Here is an 11,462-nt window from a genome sequence, read left to right on the forward strand (position 1 = left end):
AGACACAAGCATTGATATAGAGCATTTACTCTCCTCAATCCGGGGAGACATGCAGAAAAATTTACCAAATGTGTCGGTATTTGACGGAGAGGCTTCCGGAGCCTTTTCCTCTGACCAAGGCTTGGCAATCCAGCTTGACGTTCTTCGGCTGGATCCGGATCGGACTTTTAATCCGGGCACCGAGCAAACAGCGGTTTCCGTGGTTCTACAGGCGACCATTCTGGTTACCAAGAATCAGCTGCATCCGACACATATTTCCCGCAGCACCGCGATCTCTCTGGCTTCACAAATTTCATGGCAACGCTGGGGATGTCCTGTTGGTCCTGCCGAATTGGATTTAGTCGCTCCAAAGCCCATTTCCTTGGAAGGGTTTCATCCAATTGCGTGGGCTGTTACTTGGAAACACGCCGCATTTCTTGGACGCTCTCTGTGGGATTCTGATCGTATTCCAGCGCGTTTTGTAACGCAGCTTGGTAATGCAGCGTGGCACCCGAAGCAGCCCACTGCAGAGCAGGTACGGAAAAAATTGTCTGTTGTTCTGGCAGTACCGTCAGAAGACAAACCGGATCAAGAGTGGATTGTTGCTTCAACACCACAAGCCAAGAATGTCCATTATGGCTCTGCTTCGGATCAAGGTGAAGGATACCTGTCTCACTATCATTCTCTTGAAGAAAAGAGCAAACAATGAGCCAGTGGGGAATTGCAGACCTAGAGCGACGCTTGGCCAATATGGTCCGCATTGCGATCATTGAGGCCGTAGACCAAACAAACAGGAAAATCCGCGTGACCGCCAAGGGCTTTCTCAGTGCGTGGCTGCCATGGCCTACGGAAACAGGGCGTAATTTTCGTCGTTGGCGTCCTTTACGTCCGGGGCAACAGGTGGTTCTGGTTGCTCCATCGGGTGATCTGACCCGCGCTGTTATAGCCGGTATGCTTTACAGCCACAGTCTGGACGCACCCGACAACAACGAAAATCGGGATACAATCCTGTTTGATGACGGAACGTGCCTTCAATACGACAGTGCCGATCATCATCTGTGTATGACCGTGGGGCAAAGTACTGTCAGCATCAGACAGGACAGTCTTCGCCTGTCATCGGGCGAAAGCTCCTTGCTCATCAATGATGCCGGCATTACCCTGAAGGGAGCACGTATTGATCTCAACTGATACAGAGAACTTGCAGATCCGCACGGTAACTTGGACGCCAAAGCCCGGTACTTTGTTTACACTGCCCGAAACGTCTGTGCATCTATCACGGAGCATTACCTGCACGGTACGCGATCCAGCTTTTCGTGGTCTAGCCGTAACAGGTTATCACGCATCCTTGGAACCGAAGCTTGCAACCCTGTCCATAAACTGTACAGCAGGGGCTGTTCATGTAACGGCTAAGCGGCTGCAAGGATCCTTTAATGACATGTGCCTGACCTATCGACAGGGCAATACGCTGCTTCAAGCTTATAGCTGGGATGATCTTCCGGCTTCAGGCGTTGATCTGGTGACGTTCCATCCTTCGCGTACCAGGCAGTATGACGGACGCCTTGTGGTAACGGCATCCTTGTCTGACGGCACAACAGAGCAAGCAACCTACACACTGTGTATTTTCCAAGACTGGACAGCCGGGAGCCTCCGGTTGAGGGAGGAAATCCATGCCCGCTGTTACCCGCAAGAGTGATCCCTGTACAGGCCACGACCTTTTTCCACCACGAGACAGTACAGAAGGGAGCCCATCGGTCTTTGTCAATAGCCGTCCGATACACCGCAAGGGAGACGCGTGGGCGGATCATTGTGATCCCTCTCCATCATGCCATACCAGCACGTTGGCAGAGGGTTCGACCTCGGTCTTTGCCAACGGTCAGGCCGTAGGGCGGATCGGAGACCCGATCAGCTGCGGCTCAACCGTCGCCGAAGGCTCTCCATCGGTCTTTGCTGGATAAGTAAAGAGAGGAAAGGCCGCCAGGGGACATGGTGCAGGCAAGCCGGCAGTATCGGCTCCATGAACGGAACAAATGCAAAAACGGGCAAACACCTGTCCGGCCTTGACCATCTCTCGCAAAGCGTCCGGGATATCCTGACGACCCCTGTGGGCAGCCGTGTCATGCGTCGTGACTATGGCAGCCGGCTTTATCAGCTGGTTGATGCCCCCATAAACCAAAACATCTTGCTGGAGCTGTACGCAGCAACCGCCGAGGCCCTGAACCGTTGGGAGCCACGCCTGAAATTACAGCGGGTCCATGCTCGCAGTGCACGGCCGGGCTGTGTGGTTCTGGAGCTGACCGGAGAGTACATGCCCGGCAAGTACATCATTACTCTCGACGGAATAGAAATAACCTGATGGCGCATGGATTTACAGCTGTAGACCTGTCCCGGCTCCCTTCCCCCAATGTAGTGGAAACGCTGGATTATGAAGCAATCTTTTCAGACATGCTGGAAGACCTGCAAAAGCGCGACCCCGTATTCAAGGCGTTGCTGGAAAGTGATCCTGCATACAAAATCCTAGAAATAGCGGCCTATCGCGAACTGCTGTTGCGGCAACGTGTTAACGAAGCAGCCCGTGGCGTGATGCTGGCGTATGCCACAGGGGCAGACCTAGATAATCTGGGAGCCTTGCTAGGCGTTGTACGCAAAACACTGCTGCCCGGCGACCCAAAGGCGGTGCCACCCGTTTTACCAGTTCTGGAAAACGATGATGATTTTCGCCGCCGGATTCAGCTGGCTCCCGAAGGTTTCAGCACAGCTGGTCCTGCGGGGGCCTATGTTTTCTATGCCCTGACGGTTGATGGCGTCGCAGACGCCAGTGTACGCAGCCCTGCCCCCGGTGAGGTAGAGGTTACAATCCTGTCGCGCAGCGGCAATGGTACTGCGGACACCGTGCTGCTGCAAGGCGTGCAGGATATCTTGTCTTCCGACGAGATCCGCCCCCTGACAGACAAGGTTGCTGTCCGCAGCGCCACGATCCATGAATACGATATCAATGCAACGCTGTACTTTCACCCCGGCCCGGGGCGTGAACAGGCACTTGAACAGGCCCGGAAGGCGATTGCCGCTGCGATTGCTCGCCCGCGTCGCCTAGGCTTGGACGTAACCTTGTCGGAGCTTTACGCCGCCCTGCACCAACCTGGTGTCCAAAGGGTCGAGCTAACCAGTCCGCAACAAACGATAACGGTCAGTGCGGGCGAAGCAGCCTGGTGCCAATCCATAACCCTGAAGGATGGGGGCGTTGATGCCTGAATACTGTCCTAGTCTTTTGCCCGGTAATGCCACACCGGCCGAGCGTGCTCTGGAACAAACACTCGCCCGATTGTCAGATGTTCCGGTTCCCCTACGATCCCTGTGGAATCCGGATACCTGCCAGCCTGAGCACTTGCCTTGGCTGGCTTGGGCGCTATCCGTTGACAACTGGGATCCATCTTGGCCAACCGATGTCAAGCGCCGGCATGTAAGCAAAGCCATTGATATCCAGCGACGCAAGGGAACAGCTAAATCTGTACGAACAGTTGTCAATACCTTTGGTGCCAACCTGTTGCTACAGGAATGGTGGCAGACACATCCGCCCAAGGCCCCTCATACATTCAACCTGCACCTGACCTTGGGTGACGATACACCGTCGGATGCCGCTTGGCAGCAAGACATCATCCGCGAGGTCGAGCGCACCAAGCCTGTACGGTCCCATTTCACGCTGACAGTCGGCAAGGCTGCAACAGGTGGAGCGACCCTGACAGGGGCATTATGCCCGGTTACAGCCAAGCGCCTGATGGCTGATGAAGAGCCGCTAGCCCGGAAGGTCCACATAGGTCTGAAGAGTGTTGCCTGTAAGGCTGACTTCTTGCGCCTGGATCTCAACGCGCGACGTTTTGTCTGCTGTGGTGGATTCGGGGCAAGTGGTGCCCTGCGCATAGCCAGTTATACGCGCATTCATTGAAGACCGTTATTATCACCATATCGGAACATATTATGTCATCCACTCGTATTATCATCACCGACGCGGGTCGTCGTTCGATCATCAATGCGACCGGGACGAACCCGGTCAAGATTACCCGCGCCGCTCTTGGCAGCGAACAGTACACCCCCGACCCGTCCCAGACCCGGGTTCCACGGGGCTTCAAGCCAAGTATACATCGAAGTGGGTAGTGATCCAGTCCACCGGGTGTCTGTATGTGTGGGGGCGTGATTTTGGCGGTTCGTATGGTTCGTCCTCGTGGACGGCGAACACAGGGGGACGTGGCGGCACATACAACTTATCGAATGTCTTGCTCTTAGGATCGTGCTGGAGCAGCACACCTTATACCGGTTCTCATTGCTCGAACTGGAACAACACCCTGTTTAGCTCGTACAACTACGTCAGCGCCCGTGGCGTCTGTGCCCACCTGGTTCTTCTCTGACTTTCCCAACGGAGCGTTTTTACATGACCATCATCAATACCCGTGCCGATCTGGACGCTCTTAAGGGCACCCCGGCTCATGACGAATTTCTGCGTCTGCTGCGCGGCACCATGACCACCATGACCGACACCCAAACCTATCCCGAAGACTACGGCAAACCCGAATACGACAGGCCGAAACTGGACCCGGTCTGGGTCGAGGTCGAAACGCTGGAAACCATCACCCGCTTCGGCTTCACAAAAGAAGAGCTGATGCAGGAAAGCCCAGACATGGGTGGTGAGATCAGTGTGCAGAAAAGTCAGCAGGAAGGCTGATAGGAGGCCCTGCACGCACACCGAGACGTGTCCCTATCCAGCCAACAAACCCAACATCGTTGGATAAGGACACTATGCCTGTTCAGGACAATCTGGACCGCTGTTCCCGACGCCATCAGGAACAGCGGTTAGCTTTATGTCAAAACATTACGAAAAAATAAAATCTGATGCAGATATAGAAGAGTCGTTCTCTAACGGGATTGAGAAATCGGGAGTATTGTCACCTGTAGCTTTAATACGCAAAAACAGGTCTTTGCCAAGTAGCTCTGCCCAGACAGCGTTTCTGGCCGGTTCTGTGCTGCTGAAATGATGAACCAACAGGCCTTGGCTCAGATGAGATAGATCAATTCGATCGCCCTCAGCGGCAGTACCTAGTGCTAATCTCCTATGATCGTACCAGAAGAAGAGCTTTTGTTATAAGTAGTGCATTCAGATTCTGCCTTAAAGATAGGGGCCTGATTTCAAACGGCCATGATTCCTCCGGATCTGCGTGAGGTCGTCAAAGCTCTGTTTTACATCGCCAAGACTTTGGGTGCGTATTATCCATCCATCTGGTGATGGAGCCTACTGGAGGGAAGAGAGGCAAATCCGGCAGTATATAATGCTATGATGCGGGCAAGAGAACCAAAGGGCGCAAGCGTCATATTATCGTCGATAGCGGTTATGCAGACGACAAGGTGAGGCGGTGACTGAAGAAAATCAAGCGCACTGACAAGGGCAAGGTCTGGATCCTAGTTTTCTCGCCTGCTGGAGACCGGCCTGTACGACTATACGTCCAGGGCCCGGTCCCCGCGCGTATACGCATAAAGGCTGGTCGCCAGCAGGCGGGACTGCTCCTCCACATACCCGCGGCCACGGTCAACACGCGCCTGAAGCGTTGCGTAGGCGGGGTCGTCGTCCTCACCCCCGTGGCCGCATGGCGCAGATACAGCGCCGCATCTTCCAGACGTTCCTTCTCGTCCTCGCTGGCCCCTTCACCAAGTTCCGCCAGAACACGCGCCTGATCCGGGTGCAGTTCGCGGTTGTTGGCGCGGGCGAGGCTGGCGATGCGGGCGGCGGCCTCGACCTCTTTGGCGGAGGCCCCGGTCAGCATGGTGGCGGCGGCACCGGCCAGCCCGGCCAGCTGGACCCTCACCCAGGCATTGTCGGACAGACGTCAAGGACCGGGCTGGCCAGTTCCTGCAGGCCCGCCCCGACCGCACCGGCTAGGCACGACCCGCTGGTTGCCGCCCCGATGCCGCAGCCGGCAGCCGCGTGCACCAGAACCTTGCGCACGTCGCCGTCGCTGATCCCGAATTCAACCCCCAGATCCCCGATGCCCTGGAACACCTGCGCCGACACAACGTTGACCGCACCGGTCACCAGCGCCGAACGGGCCGCAGTGTCCAGACCTTCTCCGTTGACAGCCATATCCACAACGGCCAGCACACCGGTGTTGATCGCGGCCTGCGCCACTGTCTGCCCCAGTCCGGCCAGATGCCCTGCCGCACTGGCAACGCCTGCCCCGGCTGCGGTAGCACCGGTGGTTGCCGCTGTGGCTCCGGCTGCGGCCGTGGTGGTGGTTGCAGCCGTCGCCCCGGCTGTTGTTGTCGCGGCGGTGGCCCCGGTACTGGCTGTTGACCCGGCTTCGGTGCCGGCTCTGGTTATGCCGCCGTCAAACCCCAGGCCATCACTGACCCCCTGGGTCAGGCCGGCCGTCAGGGCACTGACCACCAGGGACCGCAGGGTGTTGCTGGAAACAATGGAACGCAGCGCACCCTGCATGTCACCGGACACCGCGCCGTTGGCAACAGAGGTCGAGACAGTCCCCGCAACACCGGCCAGGACGGCGTTTGTCATGGTCATGGCTGTCAGCTGGGCCGCTGTTCCGGCATAGGTGGCACCGGCCATCGACATGGTGGCCATGCCAGCCGACACCGACGTGCCGGCTGGCACTTCGGCAACACCGACGATATTGGCAGCCAGGCTGGCCGTGGCCCCGGCAGTCAGAACAGCGGTGGCAAGGGCAATCAGGGCCATGGTCCCGCCACCTATGCCGCTTTTCTGGTCATGCCAGCTGCGGTAGGTCTCTTCCACGCCCTTCCAGTCAACCCCCGGCAGGGTCCGGAGCGTTGCCAGATAACCAAGGCCGGGGGCCTGTGAAAGCTGGTCAAGGTCGGTCGCCAGGTCGCCGGTCGCACGGTATTCGACCACGATACCGCCCGGGCTTTCGATCACAAAGTCACCGCCGGACTCCAGAAGGGCGTGCCGGACCACCTCCCGTTCGTGGCCACGTTCTGTCATCGTCCACTTCAGGCCACCGTCCCGGTGTTCCGAAACCGACAGGACATCGCGTTCCGTGTCCGAGAGAAGGTGCAGCCTGGCATCCGGGGCCGCAAAGCGACCCTTCCCGACCCGCAGGGTCAGGGTGCCACCGGCGGAAACACGACTGGCGCGGATGGTGGTGTCGGATCCGGACTCCGTCGTCAGATCCGCAACAGAGCTGACATCAGAGCCTTTTATGCCGGTAAAGGCATGCTGCTCCGTACGGAAGCCACGTCCCCCCAGGAAGCCCCCAAAGGCACCGGATTTCTTGACCCGGTACGCGTGCACATACTGCTCGTGCAGTGATGTGACACGCAGTTCGCCCAGGGCGGTAATGTCGATATTGCCGCCGCTCTGGATCCGGGACCCGGCAATCTCCATGTCACCGCCGGCATCCAGCGATACGGCGCGTCCCCCCGAAAGGACGCTGCTTTCATAGGTCAGCCGGCTCTCGTTGACATGCTCGGTCTTCTTCTTCCTGAAAAGACCCCGGCCTTTCGAGGTTGAACTGGACGCATAGCGCGAGGCCTGCGCACCCGCTGCCACAGACAGGGCATTGCCGGCGACCACATCCAGCCTGCCGTCGGCCGAAACCCGCGAGGCCTCGATGCCGATATCCGTACCCGACAGGCGGACATCGCCACCGGACAAAACCGATGATCCCTGAAGGCGCTCAGCATACGCACTCCGCGTGCTTCTGCCGCTGCTTCCCGCATCGCTGGACACATCCCGCGTTGCACCGACAACAAGACCACGACCGGCTTTCAGCGTCGCATTACCGGCAGCCTCAACCTTCGACCCCAGAACGGAAACCGCGCCATCCGCTTCAGCCGTCAGGGTACCGCCCGTGGAAATGGATGATCCCCGGGAGCGTTGGGAATGCGCGCTGTGTGTGCTTCGGCCGATGGTCCCAGCATAGGTGTGCTCATCGCGCGTAGCACCGACAACAAGATCACCGCCGGCCTTCAGCGCCGTATTGCCGGCAGCCTCAACTTTCGAGCCCAGAACGGAAACCGTACCACCGGCCTCAACCGTCAGGGTGCCGCCCACATCAACCGTACTGCCACGATGGGTAACCGCTGTTCCGGATCCCCCGCCAATCTTTGTCCGGACGGTCCTGTATGCGTCACAGTCGCTCCTGCCTGCGGCACAGTCCGGGTTGCCTACACGCCGCTCGGCATAGGAGGCCCGGGTAAAACGGGTTTCTTCCTTCAGGCCTTCGATCGCGACATGACCGGCCTGGCTTTTGACGGCAAGATTGCCATCGGCTTTGACCCTGGTGCCAGCAAGGCGGACGGTGTCATGGCCGGATACAGACATGTCCCCGCCGGCGGCAAGCTCGCCACGTTCCAGATCAATGGTTCTTGCCGCAAGGGTTGCATCGCCCGTGCTTTTGATCTGCCCGCCCCCGCGCTGCCTGATGTCACCGGCGGTGATGGTTGTGGTGTTCCCGGCCACCAGCGCACCATTCCGGCGGTTCAGGAAGGCCATGGCCGCAGAAAGCGGAACGGTTCCATTTTCCAGTACCGGCGGGGATGCCAGGGCCTGCACAAGGTTCTCGCTGAGGAAGCGGTCTGCACCGGCCGCAATGTCTTGCGCGGGGCCAACGTTGTCGGCTCCCGCCCCGCCCGGCCATGCCGTACGATCCAGCGACAGGATTTCAGACAGGCCCGGTTCGTGCTGTGCGGCCATGGGGCCGTAATTGAGGCGATCAAGAAGATACGCCGATGACAGGAAGGCTTTCTGGTCACCGGGTTTCTCGGCGGGAAGATCGCTTTTGGCAATTTGCAGGATTTCCTCCAGCTCCGTCCTCAGGGTGAGCAATGTGGAGGTCTCTGCCCCCGGAGTGCTGGGGACACGGTACTCCTGACCGGGGCTGGCCCGTCTCGGCCTGGGTGTTGTCGCGGCCTGTCGATCGTGAAGCTCGTCGACATGACCTTTATCGCCCGTCTGGCTGTTGATCTCTGCCAGCATCTCTGCGGCGCTGCGGCTGCCGATCGTCAGGTTGTTGACCTGTTCCGCCTCGATATCCAGTATGCCACCGGCCTCAATCACCCCCCCGAAGGTATTGACGAAATCAAGGGTGCCTTGGTGACAGCTGTAGCAGGCGCGTTTGTGAACCTCGTGACGGGTACGGCTGGCCCCGAACGCAATATTGGTTACGGTCCGGGCCGAGATCTTCAGGTCCTGCCCGGCCCGGATTTCTCCGTAAACATTGCGGATACTGTCGGCATCCAGCGACAGGCCGCCGCCGGAACGGATCGTGGCCAGCACACCATCATCGTTGAGGGCATCCTCGGTGATCGTCACCAGGATATCGTAGCCCGCTCCTGAACCGGCACGGATTGCTTGCCACAGCGCACTGACTTCGGGCAGGATGGTCCCGTCCTTGATGTATTTCGGGTCAATCGCGGACAGGGTTGTGTCGTCCAGCGCCTGTCCGCTGGCAAGTTTCTCCCAGAGGGCAATATACCGCGTCCTGTAGGCGTCCTTGACAGGGAACGGGTCGACTTGCTCCACAACCGGTTCATCAACAGCGCTGTCGTCTGCGGTACTGTCATCTGCAGCAACGACCGGTACAACGCGCGCCTCCTCAACCAGCAGGTCGCGCATGAAATCAACGAGAGAGGGGACTCCGGCCTCGAAAGCCTTTCCGCTCAGGTTCTGGAAGTAGGCCACCCAGGCCGCTTTCGACCTGTCGGGATTGTCCTTGTCAAGGGCAGACGTGCGAAGCAGGCTGATAATACGGGGGTCCAGAGGCGTATCCCCTGAGACCGTGCCGGAAAAGAAAGTCTCCAGAAGGAGCAGGTAGTCGTCACGCTTTCCAGGGTCAACGGAACCATCCGGCGCGAGGATATCCGCTGACACCAGGCGATTGCGAATATCCTCGCCCGGATTTACGGGGTCAGACTTTTCTATTGACTTTCTGACCGTGTCCTTGATCCTGACGGTCGGGGCCGTTCCCTCGTTGACAATGGACTTGGCCTTGACATGTAAACGGCCGCTACTGGCCTCTATCGTGCCGTTCCTGTTCACGACAGATTCGGACCGTCCCTCCTCTCCTTTCGCATAGCCGATATCGAGCGTGTTTTTGCCAATGATCTTTCCGCCATCGTTGAGAACAAACGGCGCGTCGATGACACTGTCCCCGTCAGAGAGCACCGTGCCCCTGTTCTCGACCCGCCGCCCGGCGGCCAGGGTTGTCTTCTGCCCGGACTTGATCGTCCCGCTGTTCTTGATGGTATCAATAGCCCCGATCGAAACCGATGTGCCCGCATCGATGGTGCCTGTGTTGTCAACCGTATGAGCCGCGACAGAAATGCTGCCTGAACTTTTTATGGTACCGGCGTTCTCGAACCGGGCTGTTGTTGTGATGGTGGTGTCCGTGCCGGCGGACAGGCTGGACCCGGATCCAAGGCGGATATACCCCTTTGCATCAAGCGTCAGGCTGGAAGCCGAGGCCATCGCGCCGTTCATGTTGACGCCGGCCCCGTCCTCGGTGGCAACAAGGGAAATCTGCCTGGCATACATTCCGCCCAGGGCGGCAACATCGAGGGCGATGTCCGGGGCCGGGGTATCAACGGTTATCGGGTCGGCCGCGAGGCTGTTGGCATCAACCCTGTTCGTCCCCATGACAACGTTCAGCGTGAGGCCCTTGACCTTGGCTTTTTCACGCAGGGCAATGGTGCGGGCAACAAGATCGATCTGACCGATGGATTGATCTTCCTTGGTGGCATCAAAACCCGTTCCGTCGAACAGGATATCGCCGCCGCGGACATCAAAACGCTCCAGCTCACCCTGCTCATTGAAAATGGCCGCCCCGGTCGAGAGAGTTGCCCGGCTGGTATTGATGAAGCCACAGCTGTTACAGGTGATGCCATCCTCGTTGATCACAACGACGCGGGCTGTCGGTCCGACCACTTCCAGCAGACCGTCCATCTGCGAGCGGGTACCGCCGATGACCTGATGGATGATCAGCTCGGCCTCATGCCCGGGGGTCAGGTTGGGATTGCCCTCGATAAATCCCGCTTCAAGCTTTGAGTAGGCGGCAATGGCCGAATTGTTGTCGATGGCTCCGCGCGACGGGACATCGAACGTATGGTGCAGATTGTTTGATACGCCACTGCTGTTGGGCGTGTTGATGTTGAAGAGCGGGATCCCGCTCCTTGACTGGTCGTCAAAGGCACGTTCCGTGTTCGTGACCGGCTGGGCGTGGACCAGAACAGGAGAGAGCGGGTAAAACAGGGCCGCAAGCAAGGCGGATGCTTTCTGGAGCCAACGAAAGGCGCGTGTCAGTGTGTGCATGGCTTCCCCCGGGCTCCTGTTCCTAGAACGACAGCGCCATCTGCACGTACTTCACCGTGCCAGGATCGGTAAAAGAGGCCGGGCGCTCAAGGGCCCGTGCAACGCTCAGGTCAAGATGAAGCCGACTGAAAAGAGACAGCCGGACGCCTGCCGAAGCCCC

11 protein-coding genes are annotated in these 11,462 nt (G+C 58.6%); 9 read left to right on the forward strand and 2 right to left on the reverse strand.

Translation table 11 applies throughout. The features are described from left to right. Positions 1-49 precede the first annotated feature (49 nt). The 9 genes from AY555_RS10720 (at position 50) to AY555_RS10750 (ending at position 4,693) form a co-directional block, all read left to right on the forward strand. Positions 50-688, forward strand: a complete 639-nt coding sequence (locus tag AY555_RS10720; RefSeq protein ID WP_066137174.1) for a hypothetical protein — start codon at positions 50-52, stop codon at positions 686-688. Beyond that, positions 685-1,167, forward strand: a complete 483-nt coding sequence (locus AY555_RS10725; RefSeq protein ID WP_066137177.1) for a phage baseplate assembly protein V — start codon at positions 685-687, stop codon at positions 1,165-1,167. Before AY555_RS10720 ends, AY555_RS10725 begins: the two co-directional genes overlap by 4 nt. Continuing rightward, the gene (locus tag AY555_RS10730) at positions 1,154-1,672 is read left to right on the forward strand and encodes a hypothetical protein (RefSeq protein WP_066137179.1); all 519 of its coding nucleotides are present in this window, start codon (positions 1,154-1,156) and stop codon (positions 1,670-1,672) included. The genes AY555_RS10725 and AY555_RS10730 overlap by 14 nt, the downstream gene beginning before the upstream one ends. Beyond that, the gene (locus AY555_RS11645) at positions 1,647-1,934 is read left to right on the forward strand and encodes a PAAR domain-containing protein (RefSeq protein ID WP_082812162.1); all 288 of its coding nucleotides are present in this window, start codon (positions 1,647-1,649) and stop codon (positions 1,932-1,934) included. The genes AY555_RS10730 and AY555_RS11645 overlap by 26 nt, the downstream gene beginning before the upstream one ends. Positions 1,935-1,993: 59 nt before the next feature. Continuing rightward, positions 1,994-2,332 (forward strand): GPW/gp25 family protein, encoded by a 339-nt coding sequence (locus tag AY555_RS10735; protein WP_066137181.1) that lies wholly within the window; start codon positions 1,994-1,996, stop codon positions 2,330-2,332. Then, positions 2,332-3,228, forward strand: a complete 897-nt coding sequence (locus AY555_RS10740) for a baseplate assembly protein (RefSeq protein WP_066137183.1) — start codon at positions 2,332-2,334, stop codon at positions 3,226-3,228. The genes AY555_RS10735 and AY555_RS10740 overlap by 1 nt, the downstream gene beginning before the upstream one ends. Then, positions 3,221-3,919: a phage tail protein I gene (locus tag AY555_RS10745; protein WP_066137186.1), complete on the forward strand. Its 699-nt coding sequence runs from the start codon at positions 3,221-3,223 to the stop codon at positions 3,917-3,919. Before AY555_RS10740 ends, AY555_RS10745 begins: the two co-directional genes overlap by 8 nt. Positions 3,920-3,951: 32 nt before the next feature. After that, entirely contained in the window at positions 3,952-4,128 is a 177-nt protein-coding gene (locus AY555_RS11870; RefSeq protein ID WP_156483414.1) for a hypothetical protein, read from the forward strand. A gap of 274 nt (positions 4,129-4,402) precedes the next feature. Continuing rightward, entirely contained in the window at positions 4,403-4,693 is a 291-nt protein-coding gene (locus tag AY555_RS10750; protein ID WP_066137188.1) for a hypothetical protein, read from the forward strand. 661 nt (positions 4,694-5,354) lie between these two features. On the opposite strand, the gene AY555_RS10755 is transcribed toward AY555_RS10750, so the two are convergent. Then, complete coding sequence (locus tag AY555_RS10755) at positions 5,355-5,828, reverse strand: hypothetical protein (protein ID WP_066137190.1); 474 nt, start codon at positions 5,826-5,828, stop codon at positions 5,355-5,357. After that, the gene (locus tag AY555_RS10760; protein ID WP_066137192.1) at positions 5,825-11,302 is read right to left on the reverse strand and encodes a two-partner secretion domain-containing protein; all 5,478 of its coding nucleotides are present in this window, start codon (positions 11,300-11,302) and stop codon (positions 5,825-5,827) included. The genes AY555_RS10755 and AY555_RS10760 overlap by 4 nt, the downstream gene beginning before the upstream one ends. Between the last annotated feature and the right edge of the window lie 160 nt (positions 11,303-11,462).

The organism is Haematospirillum jordaniae, from assembly GCF_001611975.1.
Classification (GTDB): Bacteria; Pseudomonadota; Alphaproteobacteria; order Rhodospirillales; family Rhodospirillaceae; genus Haematospirillum; species Haematospirillum jordaniae.

Coding starts and splice junctions, on each gene's coding strand:
- AY555_RS10725 (WP_066137177.1), top strand. CDS start 685: ATGAGCCAGTGGGGAATTGCAGACCTAGAGCGACGCTTGGCCAATATG.
- AY555_RS10745 (WP_066137186.1), top strand. CDS start 3,221: ATGCCTGAATACTGTCCTAGTCTTTTGCCCGGTAATGCCACACCGGCC.
- AY555_RS11870 (WP_156483414.1), top strand. CDS start 3,952: ATGTCATCCACTCGTATTATCATCACCGACGCGGGTCGTCGTTCGATC.
- AY555_RS10735 (WP_066137181.1), top strand. CDS start 1,994: ATGAACGGAACAAATGCAAAAACGGGCAAACACCTGTCCGGCCTTGAC.
- AY555_RS11645 (WP_082812162.1), top strand. CDS start 1,647: ATGCCCGCTGTTACCCGCAAGAGTGATCCCTGTACAGGCCACGACCTT.
- AY555_RS10720 (WP_066137174.1), top strand. CDS start 50: ATGCAGAAAAATTTACCAAATGTGTCGGTATTTGACGGAGAGGCTTCC.
- AY555_RS10750 (WP_066137188.1), top strand. CDS start 4,403: ATGACCATCATCAATACCCGTGCCGATCTGGACGCTCTTAAGGGCACC.
- AY555_RS10740 (WP_066137183.1), top strand. CDS start 2,332: ATGGCGCATGGATTTACAGCTGTAGACCTGTCCCGGCTCCCTTCCCCC.
- AY555_RS10760 (WP_066137192.1), bottom strand. CDS start 11,302: ATGCACACACTGACACGCGCCTTTCGTTGGCTCCAGAAAGCATCCGCC.